This is a genomic window from Bradyrhizobium sp. 14AA (genome assembly GCF_054185205.1).
In genome coordinates this window covers 345148-364124 of the sequence record NZ_JAVAYM010000002.1, presented here as the reverse complement: position 1 = coordinate 364124, position 18977 = coordinate 345148, and the positions used below count along the sequence as shown (strand labels likewise).

At 65.4% G+C, this 18977-nt stretch carries 19 protein-coding genes; 11 read left to right on the top strand and 8 right to left on the bottom strand.

Translation table 11 applies throughout. The features are described from left to right. Positions 1-17: 17 nt before the first annotated feature. The 3 genes from RAD15_RS06705 (at position 18) to RAD15_RS06695 (ending at position 2718) form a co-directional block, all read left to right on the top strand. Positions 18-1670, top strand: a complete 1653-nt coding sequence (locus RAD15_RS06705) for an NAD-dependent malic enzyme (RefSeq protein WP_458175641.1) — start codon at positions 18-20, stop codon at positions 1668-1670. Between the two features lie 254 nt (positions 1671-1924). Next, entirely contained in the window at positions 1925-2443 is a 519-nt protein-coding gene (locus tag RAD15_RS06700) for a septal ring lytic transglycosylase RlpA family protein (protein WP_458175639.1), read from the top strand. Positions 2444-2562: 119 nt separating this feature from the next. Beyond that, a complete protein-coding gene (locus RAD15_RS06695) occupies positions 2563-2718 on the top strand; it encodes a hypothetical protein (protein WP_014493103.1) in 156 nt (51 codons plus the stop codon). Between the two features lie 26 nt (positions 2719-2744). Here the strand turns inward: RAD15_RS06695 and RAD15_RS06690 are convergent, their stop codons facing one another. The 3 genes from RAD15_RS06690 to RAD15_RS06680 all read right to left on the bottom strand — a co-directional run bounded on the left by RAD15_RS06690 (position 2745) and on the right by RAD15_RS06680 (position 6224). After that, positions 2745-3044 (bottom strand): hypothetical protein, encoded by a 300-nt coding sequence (locus tag RAD15_RS06690; RefSeq protein ID WP_458175637.1) that lies wholly within the window; start codon positions 3042-3044, stop codon positions 2745-2747. 85 nt (positions 3045-3129) lie between these two features. Then, a complete protein-coding gene (locus tag RAD15_RS06685) occupies positions 3130-3402 on the bottom strand; it encodes a hypothetical protein (protein WP_458175635.1) in 273 nt (90 codons plus the stop codon). Positions 3403-3533: 131 nt separating this feature from the next. After that, complete coding sequence (locus RAD15_RS06680; RefSeq protein WP_458175633.1) at positions 3534-6224, bottom strand: flavin-containing monooxygenase; 2691 nt, start codon at positions 6222-6224, stop codon at positions 3534-3536. Positions 6225-6453: 229 nt separating this feature from the next. Here RAD15_RS06680 and RAD15_RS06675 point away from each other — a divergent pair, with 229 nt between their 5' ends. Together RAD15_RS06675 and RAD15_RS06670 are read left to right on the top strand one after the other, a co-directional pair. Beyond that, a complete protein-coding gene (locus tag RAD15_RS06675; protein ID WP_458175631.1) occupies positions 6454-6663 on the top strand; it encodes a hypothetical protein in 210 nt (69 codons plus the stop codon). A 79-nt stretch (positions 6664-6742) separates the two neighbouring features. Continuing rightward, entirely contained in the window at positions 6743-8200 is a 1458-nt protein-coding gene (locus RAD15_RS06670; RefSeq protein WP_458175629.1) for a carboxylesterase/lipase family protein, read from the top strand. 20 nt (positions 8201-8220) lie between these two features. On the opposite strand, the gene RAD15_RS06665 is transcribed toward RAD15_RS06670, so the two are convergent. Beyond that, positions 8221-8400 carry a hypothetical protein gene (locus tag RAD15_RS06665; RefSeq protein ID WP_200512190.1) on the bottom strand — a complete coding sequence of 60 codons (180 nt, stop codon included), beginning with the start codon at positions 8398-8400 and terminating at the stop codon, positions 8221-8223. 149 nt (positions 8401-8549) lie between these two features. Between RAD15_RS06665 and RAD15_RS06660 the strand changes: the two genes are divergently transcribed. Beyond that, positions 8550-9344, top strand: a complete 795-nt coding sequence (locus RAD15_RS06660) for a DODA-type extradiol aromatic ring-opening family dioxygenase (RefSeq protein WP_458175627.1) — start codon at positions 8550-8552, stop codon at positions 9342-9344. A gap of 159 nt (positions 9345-9503) precedes the next feature. On the opposite strand, the gene RAD15_RS06655 is transcribed toward RAD15_RS06660, so the two are convergent. From RAD15_RS06655 to glgC, 3 genes are read right to left on the bottom strand one after another with little or no spacing between them, the layout of a single operon-like run. Beyond that, a complete protein-coding gene (locus RAD15_RS06655; protein ID WP_458175625.1) occupies positions 9504-9764 on the bottom strand; it encodes a SemiSWEET transporter in 261 nt (86 codons plus the stop codon). A gap of 34 nt (positions 9765-9798) precedes the next feature. Further along, entirely contained in the window at positions 9799-11253 is a 1455-nt protein-coding gene (glgA, locus tag RAD15_RS06650; protein ID WP_458175623.1) for a glycogen synthase GlgA, read from the bottom strand. Continuing rightward, a complete protein-coding gene (gene glgC, locus RAD15_RS06645; RefSeq protein ID WP_458175621.1) occupies positions 11250-12512 on the bottom strand; it encodes a glucose-1-phosphate adenylyltransferase in 1263 nt (420 codons plus the stop codon). The genes glgA and glgC overlap by 4 nt, the downstream gene beginning before the upstream one ends. A gap of 338 nt (positions 12513-12850) precedes the next feature. Here glgC and RAD15_RS06640 point away from each other — a divergent pair, with 338 nt between their 5' ends. Next, positions 12851-13321 carry a hypothetical protein gene (locus RAD15_RS06640; protein WP_458175619.1) on the top strand — a complete coding sequence of 157 codons (471 nt, stop codon included), beginning with the start codon at positions 12851-12853 and terminating at the stop codon, positions 13319-13321. Between the two features lie 123 nt (positions 13322-13444). Here RAD15_RS06640 and RAD15_RS06635 read toward each other — a convergent pair whose 3' ends face one another. Continuing rightward, positions 13445-14425 carry an ABC transporter substrate-binding protein gene (locus RAD15_RS06635; protein WP_458175617.1) on the bottom strand — a complete coding sequence of 327 codons (981 nt, stop codon included), beginning with the start codon at positions 14423-14425 and terminating at the stop codon, positions 13445-13447. Between the two features lie 489 nt (positions 14426-14914). Here RAD15_RS06635 and RAD15_RS06630 point away from each other — a divergent pair, with 489 nt between their 5' ends. Genes RAD15_RS06630 through RAD15_RS06615 form a run of 4 tightly spaced genes read left to right on the top strand, consistent with a single transcriptional unit; the run spans position 14915 to position 18969 of the window. Continuing rightward, positions 14915-16009, top strand: coding sequence for an ABC transporter substrate-binding protein (locus RAD15_RS06630; RefSeq protein ID WP_458175615.1), 1095 nt, complete (start codon positions 14915-14917; stop codon positions 16007-16009). Next, positions 15987-17009: an ABC transporter permease gene (locus RAD15_RS06625; RefSeq protein ID WP_458175613.1), complete on the top strand. Its 1023-nt coding sequence runs from the start codon at positions 15987-15989 to the stop codon at positions 17007-17009. Before RAD15_RS06630 ends, RAD15_RS06625 begins: the two co-directional genes overlap by 23 nt. Continuing rightward, positions 17003-17803, top strand: coding sequence for an ABC transporter ATP-binding protein (locus RAD15_RS06620; RefSeq protein WP_458175611.1), 801 nt, complete (start codon positions 17003-17005; stop codon positions 17801-17803). The genes RAD15_RS06625 and RAD15_RS06620 overlap by 7 nt, the downstream gene beginning before the upstream one ends. Next, positions 17797-18969, top strand: coding sequence for an acyl-CoA dehydrogenase family protein (locus RAD15_RS06615; protein ID WP_458175609.1), 1173 nt, complete (start codon positions 17797-17799; stop codon positions 18967-18969). Before RAD15_RS06620 ends, RAD15_RS06615 begins: the two co-directional genes overlap by 7 nt. Positions 18970-18977: the final 8 nt, after the last annotated feature.

Below are 18977 nucleotides of genomic sequence, written 5' to 3'. Positions count from 1 at the left end.
ACTCCCTGGGGGAATTCGTGAATAGACCTGCTCGGGTCAGTGCCCATTCGACATCATCCGACTCTGCGCATGGCATGACGCTGCTGCGCGATCCCCTGCTCAACAAGGGCACCGCCTTCACGGAAGCGGAGCGCGAGGCGCTCGGCCTGCGCGGCCTGCTGCCGCCTTGCGTGCTGACGATGGAGACGCAAGCCGAGCGCGTGCTCACCAATCTGCGCGCGCTGCCGACCGACCTCGAAAAATACGTCGCGCTGAATGCGCTGCATGACCGCAACGAGGCGCTGTTCTTCCGCGTCGTCGTCGACAATATCGACGAGATCCAGCCGATCATCTACACGCCGACGGTCGGGCTCGCCTGCCAGAAATACGGCCTGATCTTCCAGCGGCCGCGCGGCATGTTCATCTCCTCGCGCGATCGCGGCCAGATCGCCGAGATCCTGAAAAATTGGCCCTATCCGGCCAAGCTGATCGTCGTCACCGACGGCGAACGCATCCTCGGCCTCGGCGATCTCGGCGCCAACGGCATGGGTATTCCGGTCGGCAAGCTCTCGCTCTATTCGGCCTGCGCCGGCGTGCATCCCGAGCAGTGCCTGCCTATCGTGCTCGACGTCGGTACCAACAACGAAGAGCTCTTGAACGACCCCTATTATCTCGGCCTGCGTGAGCGCCGGCTCACCGGCGAGGCCTATGACAGCTTCGTCGACGAGTTCATGCAGGCCGCTCGCAAGACGTTTCCGGGCGTGCTGATTCAGTTCGAGGATTTCGCCAATCACGCGGCCTTCAAACTGCTGCACAAATACCGCGACGAGGCCTGCGTCTTCAATGACGACATCCAGGGCACAGCCGCGGTGGCGCTCGCCGGCCTGTTCTCGGCACTGCGCGTCTCCGGCGGCAAGCTGAAGGATCAGAAAATCCTGTTCCTCGGCGCGGGCGAGGCCGCGACCGGCATCGCCGATCTCGTGGTTTCCGCCATGATGGCGGAGGGGGCTTCCGAGGCGGAGGCGCTTCGCCGCAACTGGCTGGTGGATTCCCGCGGCCTCGTCGTCGGTGGCCGCGAAGCCCTGTCCGGCCACAAGCTGCGCTATGCTCATGCCGGCCAGGCGCCGATCGCCGATTTCCTCACCGCGATCAAGGCGCTGAAGCCGACGGCGATCATCGGCGTCGCCGCGGTCGGCGGCGCCTTCACGCCCGAGGTGCTCAAGGAGATGGCCGAGCTCAACGAACAGCCGATCGTGTTCGCGCTCTCCAACCCGACCTCGAAGGCCGAATGCTCGGCCGAGGATGCCTATCGCTACACCGAGGGCCGCGCGCTGTTCGCCTGCGGCAGTCCGTATGACCCGGTGAAGCTCAACGGCCGCACCTTCGTGCCGCGCCAGGGCAACAACTCCTACATCTTCCCGGGCGTCGGCCTCGGCGTCATCGCCAGCCGCTCGAAGCTCGTGACGGACGAGATGTTCATGGCGGCTGCGCATACGCTCGCCGATTGCGTCGGCAAGGATGATTTGGACCAGGGCAGCCTATATCCGGCGCTGCCCCGCATTCGCGAGGTCTCGGTCCGCATCGCCGCCGCCGTCGCCGACGTCGCCTTCCAGCGCGGGCTCGCGGACGGACCCGCGCCCAATGACGTCAAGGGCCTGGTCCAGTCCCAGATGTACGAACCGCATTACTGAGGCCTCAAGCCGACAGGTCGGTGTGAGAACACGATCCCGATCGGGCGCTCGCCAGGCTTCTGGCGGAGCGCCCGATTTGTTTGCCCGCCCGACGTGGCCGGACCATGGGGAGCTGTCTGTCCCGATTCAGGACAAGCGACTGTGGTGGAATCATCACAGTCGGCGCGAAACGGCCGGAGCCTCAGGCCCGCTTTTGTTCCGACAAGGTTCTGCCCCGATTGCCCACCGAAACTCCGGGCTTCGGAGGGCGCATCATGTCTCGCATTGCACGTGCCGATAGTGTCCGGATTTCCTTCGCAGCCTCGAGCCGATTGCTGCTCGCCATCGTCGGTGCCGCATCGCTCGCTGCATGCGCGCAATCGCCGGTCGGCCGCCAGAAGGCCGATCTCGCCGGCACAAGCCGGCAGGCCGTCGTCGAGCGGCCACACCGGGTGGCGGCGCTGCATCCACGGCCGACGAGCCGCGTGCGTGTTCCTGCCGGAGATGCAAAGCAAGCGGCCGCGCATGGCGTTGCCAGCTTCTATTCGGATACAGAGACCGCGAGCGGCGAGAAGTTCAACAAGAACGAATTGACCGCGGCACATCCGAGCTTGCCGTTCGGCACAAAGCTGCGCGTGACCGACGTGTCGTCCGGTCGCTTCGTGACCGTCAGGGTCAATGATCGCGGGCCTTTCGTTCGCGGACGCGTGGTCGACATCTCCCCCTCCGCGGCCGAGGCACTTGGCATGGTCGACAAGGGCCTCGCCAACGTCCGGCTCGATGTCGTGCGATAGTCCGGAGTCCTGGTCGCCCAAGTCCTGGTCGCCCGTGACGCCGCGCTTAACCGGCTGTTAGAGGCTTCTCAAGCACCATGGCTGCCCAAACAATCCGGGGCTTTTGGGGAGGCGGGCGCTTGAACACGATCCAGTATCTCGAAGATCAGGCCGCACGCGCCGAGCGGCTCGCCAAACGGATCACGGATACGCTGACGATCGAAAAGCTCCTGACCTTCGCAGGCGAACGCCGCCGCGAGATCGAGGTCATCGCCGGCAAGTACCGGCGCGCATAACTTCCGAAAACCATGCCCTGAACGCATCAGGTGTAGCTCTCGATGAAGTCGCAGAGATAGTCGGGTATACCGTCGATCGCGCAGCGCGTCTGGATCTCGCCGGCGACATCGGTCGAGATGTCCTTCATCCAGTGTTCGAGCGTGTTGAACGAGATCACCTTGATGGGGTCGCTGAAGCAGCCGGCGACGAGCTCGCCGATCGTTGCCTCGAGGTCGCTTCGCTCAACGCGGATCTCGGTGGCCTCGTCGAGCCGATCGATCACCACGAACAGTGTCTGGTCCGCGCCATAGGGCACGACCGAAGATGGAATGCTGGCTTCTAGCATGGGAGGCACTCACTTGCTTCCGATCACCACTAACGGGAAAAACCGGAAGAAGGTTCCTACGCCCGGTCAGCGCTTCCTCGGGCCATCAGAGAAACTCCCTCAGGCGCGATAGCTCGATGACATGCTCGGGGGAGACGATGTCCGTGACCAGCGGCGGCTGCGCCGCCGTGCGGATCTCATAGAGGTGCCTGGTCGTCGGAGGTTTCCTGGTGAACGCCGAGATGCACTCGTCGAGTGTGCCTTCGATGATCTGGTACGGTTCACGGTCCAGTCGGCGCTGATTGGCAAGCGACGGCCATTTATACAGAGCCGCAAGCGCACCGAAATCGACCTTTGAATCCACAAACACGTCGCCCATCGCCCCGCCTCACGCAAGAAAACTCCCCAGCACGCGGACTTGCGCGCCGGGGCCGCATCTATCGCTGCATCTCAATGCCACGCGCTCCCAACGCGGCAGCCGGGAAAAGGTTCCCGGCCGCCTTGTCGCCATCAGCTCGCGGCCGCGGCGATTCTGTGCCCCGGGCTGGCGTGGCCGTGGCTGTTCTCGTCACTGTTGCTAACCTCCGGCGGAAGCCCGGCGAAGCGTCGCAAGGCTTGGGCCATTTGTGTCCGGCCTTGCGCGCCGGTGATCACCACGTCGACCATCGCAAAGGACGAGTGGAAATGGCCGCGCGCCCTGAGCTGCTCGACCGGGACGCCGGCGGCCGCCATCGCCTCGGCATAGGCGATGCCCTCGTCGCGCAAGGGGTCGAACTCGCAGGTGACGACGAAGGCCGGCGGCAGGCCAGCGACCTTGCCGCGCAGCGGCGAGATGCGCGGATCGGTGCGGTCGGCCGGCGAGCAGTAGAGGTCCCAGAACCAGTACATCAGCGACCGCGTCAGGAAGTAGCCGGTCGCATTGTCGTTGTAGGAGGGGCGGTCGAAGGTGCAATCGGTCACCGGGCAGACCAGCAGCTGGCCGGCGATCTCCGGCCCGCCGCGATCACGCGCGAGCTGGCAGGTGACGGCGGCGATGTTGCCGCCGGCGCTCCAGCCCGCGACCAGCACCGGACCCGGCTTGCCACCGAGTTCGGCCGAGTGCTCGGCGATCCAGCGCGTCGCTGCATAGCCGTCTTCGGCCGCGGTCGGGAAACGATACTCCGGCGCGTGGCGATAGCCGACGCTGACGAACATCATGCCGGTCCGCCGCACCATGTCGCGGCAGAACGGCTCGTCCGACTGCTCGTCGCCGAGCACCCAGCCGCCGCCGTGGAAATAGACCACGACCCGATGCGGACCGGGTGTTGCGGGCTTGTAGACGCGGTAGGGAAGCGGACCGTCGGTGCCGGGCAGGGTGCCATCGACGATGTCGCCGATCGGGCGTCCCGCGGGCCGGCCCTTGTTGAACTCGTCCACGAAGGCGCGCGCGCCGAGCGCGCCCATCGACTCGATCGGCGGCAGGTTCAGTGACGCCAGCAGGTTCAGCACCAGCCGCACGTCCGGCTGGAGGCGCACCACCTCGCCGTCATTGCATTGCGCGCCGACGCTGGGGCCGGCGAGCTTGAAGCCGAGCATGCCGCGGGCCGTGACCTCGTCGCAGATACTGCGATAGGGACCGACGCCACCGGTGTAGGGCATCAGGCCCTGCACCTTGCCGGGCACGTTGGCGCCCGTGTACCAGGTGTTGGCGAGCCGGTGCAGCGTCACCATCGAGCAGTCGGCCATGTGCCTGTTCCAGCCGGCCTGCGCCGTCTCGGTCGGCTCGATCGTGGTGAAGCCGGCGTCACGCAATGCGGCCAAGCGATCCACCACCCAGTCGACATGCTGCTCGATCGAGACCGCCATGTTCGACAGCACCGACGGGCTGCCGGGGCCGGTGATCATGAAGAAGTTCGGGAAGCCCTCGACTGTCAGTCCGAGATAGGTCTGCGGCCCCTGCGCCCAGACATCGGTGAGCGACTTGCCGCCGCGCCCGGTGATCGGATGCACGGCGCGGATCGCGCCGGTCATGGCATCGAAGCCGGTGGCGAACACGATCACGTCGACGTCGACGCTGCGGCCATTCGTGAAAATGCCGCTCGCGGTGATCGCCTTGATCGGCTCCTGGCGCAGATTGACCAGCGTGACGTTCGGCCGGTTGTAGGTGGCGTAGTAATTGGTATCGAGGCAGGGGCGCTTGGCGCCGAAGGGATGATCGTCCGGCATGAGCGCCGCAGCGGTCTCGGGGTCGTTGACGGCGGCGCGGATCTTTTCGCGGATCAGGTCCTGGACGATCTTGTTGCCATCGACATCGACCGCCTGGTCGGCCCAGAGCTGCGTCAGGATGTGGACGAGGTCGCCGGCTGCCCAGGCGCGTTCGAACCGCTCACGACGCTCGGCATCGCTCAATTGCCAGCTCACGACGGTCTGCTGCGGATAGGGCACGCCGGCCATCGACTGGCGCGCCTGCTCGCGATAGGCAGCGCGATCGCCTTGCAAGAGGCTCATGCGGTCGGAGGGAGCGGGGCCGTTATGCGCGGGCAGCGCGAAATTCGGCGTGCGCTGGAACACGGTCAGATGCGCGGCCTGTTCGGCGATCAGCGGGATCGACTGGATGGCCGACGAGCCGGTGCCGATCACGGCGACTCGTTTGCCCGCGAGGTTGACGCCGTCATGCGGCCAGCGCCCCGTGAAATAGACCTCGCCCTTGAAATCCTTGACGCCGTCGATCTCCGGCGGCTTCGGCGCGGAGAGGCAACCTGTCGCCATGATGTAATGGCGGCAGGAGACCGGCGCGCCATTGTCGGTGGTGAGCTGCCAGCGCTCGGCCTTCTCCTCCCATCTGGCTTCGGTGACCTTGGTCTTGAAGCGGATGTCGCGCCTGAGGTCATAGCGGTCGGCGACGAAGCCGAGATAGCGAAGAATCTCGGGCTGGGTCGCGTATTTCTCCGACCAGGTCCAGGCGGCCTCGAGGTCCGGATCGAAGGTATAGCTGTAGTCGATGGTCTGGATATCGCAGCGCGCACCCGGATAGCGGTTCCAGTACCAGGTGCCGCCGACGTCGCCGGCCTCTTCGAGGGCCACCGTCGAGAAGCCGGCCTTGCGCAGGCGGTGGAGAAGATAGAGGCCGGCAAATCCGGCGCCGACCACGGCCACGTCGACCTGCTGGGCGGTTCCGCGTCCTGCATCGGAAGCACGTGCAGCAACCATTGCGTCAGGCATGGCATTTCCTCCCTTATGTTTTGTTTTGCCGACAGGCTAACGCTGCAGGCTCGGCTTGTCATTACAGCAAGTGCAATCCCCGGTAGTCGTTTGCGGCGGCATCGTGGCCGCGTGAAATGCTGCGGCACCACACGCATCGCGATGCACAATGGCCGTGATTGCCCGGGCTAATCATGCCCGATCCGTCTGTGTATGCTTGCGGTTACAAGCCACGCGTATCCAGGGCGTCATGACAGAGTTGAGTGAGCGAACGAAAGCCAACATGGACGTCGTCCTGGAGGAGACGTGTCGCCAACTGCCGCATGGCGGCGACCATGACAGCCGCAGGTTCATCGCCGAGCGCCTGATCGAGGCGGCGCAGGCGGGGCACTCCACACTGGGTGAGCTCGGCATCATCGCGCGGCGCGCGCTGGCGGAATTGACCTCCAAGGGAAGCTAGACTCCCGTGAGACTTGCCTCGCCGAGGGGCATGGACATAACCTGACGAAAACCTGTTCGCGCATCGAGATGCCCAGAAGATGCGGTCCGTGCTTGCGCTTTTTGCGGCTTGCGTCGTCCTGTGCGCCGGCTCGGCCGTGGCCCAGCCCGTGGGACAGTTTCCGTTTGCGCTGACGCGTGAAGGACAGATGCTGGGCGCCGTCGAAGGCGAGGTGGCGTCCTTCAAGGGGCTGGCCTACGCCGCGCCGCCGGTCGGGGCGCTGCGCTGGCATCCGCCGCAGGCCACGCCCGAGAGTTCGGAGATGCGCACGGCCTATGAGTACGGTGCGCCGTGCCTTCAGCCGTCGCTGCGTGGCGCGAGCGAGGATTGCCTCACATTGAACGTGTTCCGTCCCTTCGGGGTCGACGGTCCGCTGCCGGTGATGGTGTTCATCCATGGCGGCGCTTTCGTCAGCGGCACCGCGAACGATCCGATGTTCGACGGCGCCAGGCTGGTGCAGGCCGGCCTCATCGTGGTGACCGTGAACTATCGCCTCGGCGTGCTCGGCTGGCTCACACATCCCGCGTTGTCGGACGGCGGCTCCGGCAATTACGGCCTGATGGACCAGATCGCGGCACTGCATTGGGTTCACGACAACATCGCCGCGTTCGGCGGCGACCCCGGCAACGTCACCCTGTTCGGCAGCGATGCAGGCGCGACCTCGATCGCGCTATTGATGTTGTCCGCGCAATCGCGCGATCTCTTCCAGAAGGCCATTCTGCAATCGGTGCCCGGCCGTGCGCGCCTGCGCTCGGTGCAGGAAGCGGAGGCGGTGGGCCGGCAGTTCGTGGCGGCGCTTGGACCGCAGGCAGACCTGCGCGCAGCCGAGCCGCGGCGTCTGCTCGCCGCCGAAAAACATCTGCTTGAAACGTCGCCCCACAGCTTTGCGCCGGTGATGGACGAAAATCTGGTAACCGAGGATATTGCTGCAGGCTTTGCGGTCGGACATCAAAGCCGCATTCCTCTGATCATCGGCGCCAACGACGACGAGACCGGTTTCGACAGCGCGTTCGATATCCGGGAGGAACTCGCATCGTCCGGCACCACAAGCGACGAGCTGCGCAAGCTCTATCCCGACCTCGCCAGACCTTCGGACATCTTGGCACGGTTCTACACCGACAAGCTCTTCTCCGAGCCGGTGCGACTGCTGGCGCGCCTGCATGCCGCAAGCGGCGCGCCGACGTTTCGCTATCGCTTCGCTTATGTGCCCGAGGCCCGGCGCGCAAATCCCGACGGCGGCCATGGGCGCGAGTTGCAGTTCATCTTCGGTGCGGAGGGCGTGCCTGGTGCAGGCATCCTGTCACGAAATGATCGCGAGGTCGCAAGCCGGATGCGCGCCTACTGGATCAATTTCGCGAAGAGCGGCGATCCCAACGGACCCGACCTGCCACGCTGGGACGGCGCGGCAGGCAAGGATCGCCTGCTGCTGATCACGAATGATCGCGTCGCGAGCGGAGACGACCCCGTCGCGGAGCGTCTCGACCGGCTCGCAAGGTGAGAGCAGAAAATGAGTTGGACTTAGGCGGCGAGCTCGACGCGGGGAGCGGCGCTCAGCCGGTCTTCTTCCAGATAGTCCATCGCGCCGTCCTTCTCGACGGCATAGAACTGCTGGCCTTCCTTCGAGCGGTAGGCGGCGCGGACGACGCCGCGGCGGCCCTTGTCACTGTTGACGACGTCCCCCAGCGCAAACTTCTTCATCTCAAGTCCCTGCCTTCTGGCCGATTCCTTCGGCCACAGACGGATTGTGGGCGGCAAATCGTTAACGACTTGCTAACCATACCGGTTTGCCTATGCTCGCCGCCGATTGCGCGGCTGTTACACGCGCTGTTGCCAACGAGACGAATCCCATGACGCGCTTTCCGACGTTCTTCCTGTCCCACGGCGGCGGCCCTTGGCCGTTCATGGAGGACAGGCGGGTGCAATATGCCAAGACCGCCGCTGAGTTCGGCCGGCTGCCGCAGCTTCTCCCCGAACGACCGAAGGCCGTGCTCGTCATCACCGGACACTGGGAGGCCGATGCCTTCACCGTGTCCACCTCGGCGAATCCGCCGATGGTGTACGACTATTACGGTTTCCCCGAGCATACCTATCACCTCAAATATCCGGCGCCGGGCAGGCCCGAACTCGCCGCCGAGGTGAAAGCGCTTCTGGCGCGCGCCGGTGTCGATTGCCGGGAGGATCCTAACCAGGGTTTCGACCACGGCACCTTCGTGCCGCTCGGCCTGATGTATCCGAACGCCGACATGCCGATCGTGCTGCTGTCGCTGAAGTCGAGCTATGATGCCGCCGAGCACGTCAAGGTCGGAGAAGCCATCGCATCGCTGCGCGACGAAGGCATTTTGATCGTCGGCAGCGGGCTCACCTATCACAACATGCGCGGCTTCGGCCGGGCCGAGTCCAAGCCGGTCTCGTATGATTTCGAGGCCTATCTGAACGAGGCGATCAGCAATCCGGATGCGGCGCGGCGCAACGCGATGCTGGTCGACTGGGAAAACGCACCGAGCGCGCGCCTCGCGCATCCCCGCGAGGACCATCTGCTGCCGCTGATGGTGGCGGCGGGGGCCGCCGGCAAGGATGTCGGCAAGCGCGTCTTCGTCGACGAGGTCGCGAACGTCGCGATGGCATCGTATGTGTTTGGATGAGGACTCTTCCTTCTCCCCTTGTGGGAGAAGGTGGCGCAAAGCGCCGGAGGGGTATCTATCCTCTGGTTCAAATGCAGTGGGACTCGCGGAGAGATACCTTTCACCCGTCTCGCCGCTGCGCGGCGAGCCAGCCTCTCCCACAAGGGGAGAGGGGCATCTTCACCCGTATTTCAGCTTCATGAACAGGATGCCGCCGGCGAGCAGCATGGTGACGGCGTTCGAGGCGATCAGCGGGGCATCGCCCGAGAGCAGGCCGTAGACGAGCCAGAGCGCCAGGCCCAGCACCATGACCAGGAACATGCCGAGCGAGATGTCGCCGGTGGAGCGGGTCTTCCACACCTTGATGGCTTGCGGCGCGTAGGCCACGGTGGTGCAGGTGGCGGCGGCAAAGCCGATCAGCTTGATTACGAGAGGGTCCATGCCGGCTCTATAGCATGGATTCGACCTCGGTCACTCAGGCGCGGGTCGCCATCAGGCCGCGATAGAGCGCGGCGTAGTCGCCGGCGCGGTTGCGCCAGGAGACGTCGGTCGCAAGTCCGCTGTGTTGCAGCCGGCGCCAGGTCGGCTTGTCGTGGAAGGCGGCATTCGCCTTGCGCAACGTGCCGGTGAGGGCATCCGAGGTCACGGGGCCGAACTTGAAGCCGGTGGCGTTGCGGCCGGACGTATCGGCCTCGCCGATATCCACGATGGTATCCTCGAGGCCGCCGACGCGCGAGACGATCGGGACAGCGCCGTAGCGCAGCGCGCAAAGCTGGGTCAGGCCGCACGGCTCGAAACGCGACGGCACGATCAGCGCATCCGAGCCGGCCTGGATCAGATGCGCCAGAATCTCGTCATAGCCGATCATGACGCCGATCCGGCCGGGATTGGCACGCGCGGCGGCCTGATAGCGGTCCTGGAGATCGCGGTCGCCGCTGCCGAGCAGGGCGAGCTGCATGCCTTCGTCCAAAATGGTCGGAATGGCTTCGAGCAGGAGATCGAGCCCCTTCTGCCAGGACAGGCGGCTGATGACGCCGAGCAGCGGCGCCTCGTCCGAGGAATCCAGATTGAACTGCTGCTGCAGCACCGCCTTGTTCGCGGCCCGGAACGTGAGGTCCTCCGCGCCGAAGCGATAGGCGATGTGCGCGTCGGTTTGCGGATTCCAGACCTCGGTGTCGATGCCGTTGAGGATGCCGCTCAGCACGTTCGAGCGTTCGCGCAAGAGGCCGCCGAGTCCCATGCCTCCTTCGTCGCTCTGGATCTCATGCGCATAGGTCGGCGACACCGTGGTGATGCGATCGGCGAATTGCAGGCCGGCCTTGAGGAAGCTGATGCCGCCGAAATATTCGAGGCCGCGGACTTCGAAGCTGCTCCAGGGCAGACCGATCGACCCGATCAAATCAGGAGCAAACTTGCCCTGATAGGCCATGTTGTGGACGGTCATCACGGTGCCGGGCCGCGGACGATTGTCATAGTGCAGATAGGCTGGCGCGAGTCCGGCCTGCCAGTCATGGGCATGCACGACATCGGGCACGAAGGCGGGCACGAGGCCGTGGCCGATATCGGCGGCGATGCGCGACAGCGCGGCGAAGCGGATGCCGTTGTCGGGCCAGTCGAGGCCATCGGCGGTGACGTAAGGGTTGCCCGGCCGGGCATAGAGATGCGGCACGTCGAGCACGAACAGGTCGAGCCCGTCATGCGAGCCCGCAAGCAGCCGGCCCGGCCCGCCGAAATAATCCGGCCAGCGCCGGATTTCCCCCGCGCCCGAAACCAACCGCATCACATCAGGATAGCCCGGCATCAACGTGCGCATCTCGACGCCATGCGCCTTCAGCGCGAGCGGCAGCGCGCCGGCGACATCCGCGAGGCCGCCGGTCTTGACGATGGGATAGACCTCAGAGGCGACCGCGAGGACGCGAACAGGCGTCATGTATTGAGCCTGTCGATCATCGGCTGAGTGATCAGCGAGATACCCTGCTCGGTGGTGCGGAAGCGCTTGGCGTCGAGCTCGGGATCCTCGCCGACGACCAATCCTTCCGGAATCTCGACGCCGCGGTCGATCACGACGTTGCTCAGCCGCGCGCCGCGGCCGACATTCACATAGGGCATGATCACGGCGTTCTCGACATTGGCGTAGGAGTTGATGCGCACGCCGGTGAACAGCAGCGAGCGGCGCAGCGAGGCGCCGGAGATGATGCAGCCGCCCGAGACCAGCGAGCTCACGGCCTGGCCGCGCCGGCTCTCCTCGTCATGGACGAATTTGGCGGGCGGCGTGATCTCGGCATAGGACCAGATCGGCCAGGCGCGGTCGAACAAATCGAGCTCGGGCACCACGTCGGTGAGGTCGATATTGGCAGCCCAATAGGCATCGACCGTGCCGACGTCACGCCAATAGGCGCGCGGATCGCTGCCGGAGCGGACGCAGGAGCTGGAGAACTGGTGCGCGATGGCGCGGCCGTTCTTGACGATGTAGGGAATGATGTCCTTGCCGAAATCGTGGTTGGAGTTCGGGTCCTCGGCGTCGCGCTTGAGCTCCTCGAACAGGAATTTCGCGTCGAACACGTAGATGCCCATGCTGGCGAGCGAGACGTCCGGCTTGCCCGGCATCGGCGGCGGATCTTTCGGCTTCTCCAGGAACGACTGGATCCAGCCGTTCTCGTCGATATGCATGATGCCGAAGCCGGAGGATTCCGCGCGTGGCATTTCCAGGCAGCCGACGGTGACGTCGGCACCGCTCTCGACGTGCTGGCGCAGCATCACCTCGTAATCCATCTTGTAGATATGATCGCCGGCCAGCACGACGATGAAGCGGCAGGCGTGGGATTCGATGATGTCGATGTTCTGGTAGACCGCATCCGCAGTGCCGACATACCACATGTTCTCGGAGACGCGCTGGCTCGCCGGGAGGATGTCGAAGCTCTCGTTGCGCTCGGGGCGGAAGAAGTTCCAGCCCATCTGGAGATGCCGGATCAGGCTGTGCGCCTTGTACTGGGTGGCGACCGCGATGCGGCGGATGCCCGAATTCACCGCGTTCGACAGCGCGAAGTCGATGATGCGGGACTTGCCGCCGAAATAGACCGCCGGCTTGGCGCGGCGGTCGGTCAGCTCCAGGAGCCGGCTGCCGCGTCCGCCGGCCAGGACGAAGGCAAGGGCCTGGCGGGCAAGCGGCTCGGGTCTCGCGGCACTCATGTCATCCTCCCAACCTCTGGCGCTTCGCGAGAAGCCTCCCCCCGCCGCGCGCATTGGAACCGATAGTAACGGCACGAATAGTAAATCGGGAAGGTGGTTGTTGGTTGCGAACGCACGGGAAGCTTAATGCTTTGCCCGGGTGATCGGGCCTCAGGCGCCGTCGTGCCGGTGTTACATGCGGCGAGATCGTCGATCCCCGTCGGCACCGGATGATTACAATGAAGGCATCCGTCTTTGTGCGCCGCACGCAAAAATCAGGACTTTGACTTGGCGCAAGGATGCCCGATCATGCGCCAGCGATCCTTTTCGAGGCAGAATGTCAGACAGGGAGCGAGACGATGAGTGTGTGGAAAACGGCAATTGTCTGTTCGCTGGCCGGTGTGGTCATGGCCGGCCAGATCGAGCAGGCCGCAGCAGGCCCGATGCCGACCAATGTCGCGACCATGAAGGCGGCAGTCGGCGATGATGTCACGCAGGTGTATTGGCGCGGTCGCGGCTGGGGTGGCGGCTGGGGCTGGGGTCTCGGCGGCCTTGCAGCCGGTGCGATCATCGGCGGCGCGATCGCCAGCAGCGCGCCCTACGGCTATTATGGCGGCGGACCGTATTACGGCGGCTACGGCTATCCGGGCTACGGCTATGGCTATGCGCCGGCCTACTATGGCGGCGGCTATGGACCGGGTTACGCCTACGGTCCGGGTTACGGTTATGGGTATCGTTCCTACTACCGTCCCCGTCCCTATTATGGCTACAGCTATGGCTACTACCGGCCCCGGGCGTATTACCGGCCTTACTACCGCGGTTATTGGTGATCTTGCGCGGCTAAAGCGAGAGCCACACGATCAGGCTCATGCAGGCGAAGTGCGCGAGCACGATCGCGGCGAGATGCAGCGGGCCGGCCTTGAGGCGAAGCCTGCGCATCCCGCCGCCTCGGTTTAGTTCGACCCTGCGGCCGCGGCCGTGAAGCTGCGGTCCACGGCTTGGCTGACGTCGAGCGTCTTCGGCAGGATGCCGTAGCGCGTCGAGCGGTCGGAGGCTTCCTGCACCTCCTTCACCACGTTCGCGTCGATCACGATCGGGCTGGTGCGCTGCGCGGTATAGGCCGATAGCAGCACGTCCTCGGGCAGCTTGGTTAGTTCGGCCGTGCTCTTCGCGTATTCACCGATGTGATCCAGCGACCACAGCCGCGCCTTGTTCAGCCGCTGCACCAGGTCCTGCACCGCGGCGCGCTTGGTGGCGATGGCGTTGTCGGAGGCGACGATGAAGGTGATGGTCGGCGTCAGGCCTTCACCGTCGGCGATCACGCGGGCCTTGTCCTTCAGCGCCGCGAACGAGACATAGGGCTCCCACACCGCCCAGGCATCGATCGAGCCGGCGACCAGCGCGATCTTGGCATCGACCGGACCGAGCGGCGCGAAGGTCGCATCCTCCAGCTTGATCTGCGCCTTCTCCAGCGTGGCGTCGATCAGGAATTGACCCCAGCCGCCGCGCGTTCCGGCGAGACGTTTCCCCTTGAGGTCGGCGGCTGACTTGATCGGCGAATCCTGGCGCACGAGGATGGCCTGCGTCTTCGCGTCCGACTTGGTGCCGCCAATCGCCTTGATCGGCGCACCGGCCGCGTAGACGGAGAGGAAGGAGAGATCGCCGGTGTAGCCGACGTCGAGCGCGCCGGCGTTGAGTGCTTCCAGGATCGGTGCTGCCGCGGGAAATTCCGACCATTCGATCTTGTAGGGCAGGTCCTTCGCATAGCCTGAAATTTCGAGCAGCGAACGGTTGCCGCCCTTCTGGTCGCCGACGCGCAGCACGACCGTGTCGGCCGCGAACGAGGCGGCGGCCGTCGACAAGGTGATGGCGGCAGCGAACAGCGAGGTTGCGAGCCGGCGCGTGATGGAATGGTCGTGGGAGTTGATGCTCATAGGATCCGTCTTTTTTGATTGTCTTGTTGCTTGGCTCACGACGCGTGGGCGAGCGATGCAGCGAGACGACGAAGTCTATGATCGTGCGATGCGCAGTCAATGAAATGGCCATTCGTATTGCGCGCGCATCAGGCAAGGACGTTTTAGCGAAGCGCTGCTTTCGAGAACGTGCGCCGTGCGCGGCCGAAGATGCGCAAGAATGGAGCAGGCGAGGGAGTCGCAAGCGCGCTCTGCTAGCCGGTGCATCGGCGAAAATCGTTTCATCGTTCCCGCACGCGCCGGTGGAGAGAATGTCTTCGCTTCGCGCCACATTCGAAATTCCATTTCATTGACGATGTGACGGGCGCGCCGCATGATTTACGCATCGCATCAACGCGGCGCAGGAAGCGCCGGCGAAAGATATTCTCTCAACGCAGCTCCGCACGGAACATGCGCAACGTGAAGCGTTGCGCGAATGGCGGAGCCGTGCCAGCGCAGGAGTGGGGACTGATGAACAACGACAACAAGCGCGGCGGATCGGGTCTCGACCGTCGCCATCTGCTCCAGGCGGGCTTGGCTGCGGCCTTCGCCGCGCCGCTCGGCGCGCTGGGTGCGCAGGCCTTTGCGCCGCGCGCGCCCGGCATCGATTTCTCGGCGTTTCCGCTGTGCCAGACCGCCTCCGAGGCACCCGCGCTCGCCGGCGCGCCGCGCAAGCTGAAACTGTCGTGGAACGCCGGTGCCGTCTGTCTCGCACCGGTGCCGGTCGCCATCGAGCACGGCTTCTTCCAGAAGCACAATCTCGACATCGAGCTGATCAATTATTCCGGTTCGACCGACCAACTGCTCGAGGCGATCGCGACCGGAAAAAGCGACGCCGGGCTCGGCATGGCGCTGCGCTGGCTGAAGCCGCTGGAGCAGGGCTTTGACGTCAAGATCGCCGCCGGCACCCATGGCGGCTGCATGCGCGTGCTGACCCGCGCAGACTCCAATGTGAGCAAGCTCGCCGATCTCAAGCGCAAGATCGTCGCCGTCGGCGATCTTGGCGGGCCCGACAAGAACTTCTTCTCCATTCAGCTCGCCAAGCTCGGGATCGATCCGGTCAAGGATGTCGACTGGCGCGCCTATCCCGGCAATTTGCTCAACGTCGCGGTCGAGAAGGGCGAGGTGCAGGCCTTCCTGTCGTCCGATCCGCTCGGCTATCTCTGGCTCAAGGACAGCCAGTACAAGGAGGTCGCTTCCAATCTCGACGGAGAATATCGCGACAAGAGCTGCTGCATCCTCGGCCTGCGCGGCAGTCTGGTCCGCGAGGAGCCGCAGGTCGCCCGCGCGCTGACCCAGGCGCTGCTCGACGCCGCGATGTTCACCGCGCAGAATCCGTCCGTCACGGCAAAATCGTTCCAGCCCTACGCGCCGAAGACGGCGTCGCTCGCCGATATCGAGGGCATGGTGCGCTACCACACCCACCATCATCATCCCGTCGGCGAAGTGCTCAAGCGCGAGCTGAAGGCCTATGCCGACGACCTGAAGAGCGTGCAGGTCTTCAAGCCAAGCACCGACACCGCCAAATTCGCGGAGCGCATCTATGTCGACGTATTCGCTGTCTGACGGCCTCGCATCCGGCGCGCCGCGAACCTCGCGCGCGCCGCTTCTTGCGAACTGGGTCCGGGAATCCGGCGTCGGTGTTCTCGCCAGTGTTGCGTGGATCGCCTTCGGCCTGTCCTGCCTGTGGTGGGAGGATGTCGGCGACTGGTCGCGCACGCATTCGCTGGGCATTGCGGCCTTCGTCATCGCGGCCATCGCGCTGTTCGGCACCGTCGGTGCCGATTATCTCGGATCGGCAGGAAAGGCGCTGCACAAGCGTGCGCCGTGGCTCGTCGCGCTTGGCGCTTTCCTGACGGTGTGGGAGGTGGCCACCGCGAAATTCGCCTGGTTGCCGTTGCCGTTCTTCCCGCCGCCGCAGTCGATCATCGAGGTCTATACCGATGATCTGCCAAAGCTGCTCGACAGCGTCTTTGCCTCGGTCAAGCTCCAGCTTGGCGGCTATCTCTTCGGCGCGACGATCGGCTTCCTCACCGGCGTGTCGATCGGCTGGTCGCGCGCGGTGGGCTATTGGGTGCATCCGGTGCTGCGCTTCATCGGACCGCTGCCCGCAACCGCCTGGCTGCCGATTGCCTTCTTCACCTTCCCGTCGAGCTGGAGCGCCTCGACCTTCCTGATCGCGCTTGCGACCGGCTTTCCGGTGACCGTGCTGACCTGGTCGGGCGTCGCGAGCGTCAGCAACGCCTATTACGACGTCGCGCGCACGTTAGGGGCAAAGCCGTCGTTCCTGGTGCTGAAGGTCGCGATCCCCGCGGCATTGCCGCACGTGTTCGTCGGCCTGTTCATGGGGCTCGGCTCGTCCTTCGCCGTGCTCGTCGTCGCCGAGATGATCGGCGTCAAGGCTGGCCTCGGCTGGTATCTGCAATGGGCGCAGGGCTGGGCCGCCTATGCCAACATGTATGCGGCGCTGATCGTGATGTCGCTGCTCTGCTCCGGCGCGATCACGCTGCTGTTCGCGATCCGCGATCGCCTCCTCGTCTGGCAGAAGGGGACCGTCAAATGGTAGCCGCAGCCGCACTGGCCGAAATCGCCGCGCATCCGGCCGCCGGCGCCGCGCTCGACATCGAGCAGGTCAGCCACGCCTTCGACATCGACGGTGCCGAACTGCCGGTGCTGAGCGATGTCAGCATTTCCGTCGAGCCGGGCGAGTTCGTCGCGCTGCTCGGTCCCTCCGGCTGCGGCAAGTCGACCTTGCTGCGGCTCGTCGCCGGCCTGGACAAGCCCAGGTCCGGAACGCTGCGCGAGGACGAGAGCCGCATCAGAAGTCCGCATCCCTCGCGCGTTGTCGTGTTCCAGGACCCGACCCTGTTTCCCTGGCGGTCGGTCTGGGACAACGTCGCCCTGGGCCTCGAGGCGCAGGGCATCCTCAAGAGCCAGCGTCACCGCGTGGATGACGCGCTCGATCTCGTCGGGCTATCGTCCTTCCGCAACGCCTATCCGCACCAGCTCTCCGGCGGCATGGCGCAGCGCGTTGCGCTTGCGCGTGCGCTGGTCAACGACCCCAAGATCCTCATCCTCGACGAGCCGCTCGGAAAACTCGACTCGCTCACCCGCATCACCATGCAGGCGGAGCTGGTCTCGCTCTGGCAGCGTAAGGGTTTCACCACGCTGCTGGTGACCCATGATGCGGAGGAGGCGCTGGTGCTCGCCAACCGCGTCATCGTGTTCAGCGATCGTCCCGCGCGCGTGAAGGCCGACATCCGCGTCGACCGGCCCTATCCGCGCCATCGCGGCGATCCTTATCTCGCGGATCTGCGCCGCCAGATTCTCGGCCTGTTGGGGTTGGATGCCACATGGTGACTTCCGTAGCAAAAGGGCGCTCGGCCCATAGCGAGCCCGACTACATCGCGCGTGCCGAGGCTCTTGCCGAGACCTTCGCCGCGCGCGCGGCCGAGCACGACCGCACCGGCAGCTTCCCGTTCGAGAATTTTCGCGAGCTGTCCGAGGCAGGCCTGTTGTCGCTGACGGTGCCGGCCGCCCATGGCGGGGCCGGTGCCGGCGCACGCTACACCGCGCGCGTCATCGGCATCATCGGCAAGGCCGATCCGTCGACTGCGCTGGTGCTGTCGATGCACTACATCAATCATCTCGTGATGGCGCGCAGCCCGGCTTGGCCGGCCCGGCACGCACGCAAGCTTGCCCGCGAGACGGTGGAGGGCCTCGCGCTCGTCAACGCGCTGCGTGTCGAGCCCGAGCTCGGCTCGCCCTCGCGCGGCGGCCTGCCGGCGACGATCGCGCGGCGCACCGAGACCGGCTGGCGCCTCTCCGGCCACAAGATCTATTCGACGGGCTCGCCGATCCTGAAATGGTACCTGGTCTGGGCGCGGACCGACGAGGCCGAGCCGCGCGTCGGTCAGTTCCTGGTGCCGGCGGGCCTGCCGGGCACGCGTATTGTCGAGACCTGGGACCATCACGGCCTGCGCGCCAGCGGCAGCCATGACGTCATCTTCGACGACGTCGTGATCCCGCTCGATGCCGAGATCGACGTGCGCAAGCCGGCGGACTGGCGCGCGCTCGACGTCACGCAGGCGACCGCCCACACGGTCTTCGTCGCCGCGATCTATAACGGCATCGCCCGCGCCGCGCGCGACTGGTTCGTCTCGTTCCTGAAGCAGCGCGTGCCCGCCAGCCTCGGTGCGCCGCTGGCGACCCTAGCCCGCGCGCAGGAGATCCTCGGCGCCATCGAGGCCAGGCTCGCGGTCAATGCACGGCTGATCGAAACGTTCGCGCGCGATTTCGACGACGGTGTCGCGCTCTCCGCGGCCGAATCCAACGTCATCAAGCTCACCGTCACCAACAACGCGGTGGCCGTGGTCGAGGACGCGCTGTCGCTGACCGGCAACCACGGCCTGTCCCGCACCAATCCGCTGGAGCGGCACTATTGCGACGTCCTGTGCGGCCGCGTGCACACGCCGCAGGATGATTCCACGCGCATCGGCCTCGGCCGCGCCGCATTGGGCCTCTAGCTTTTCCG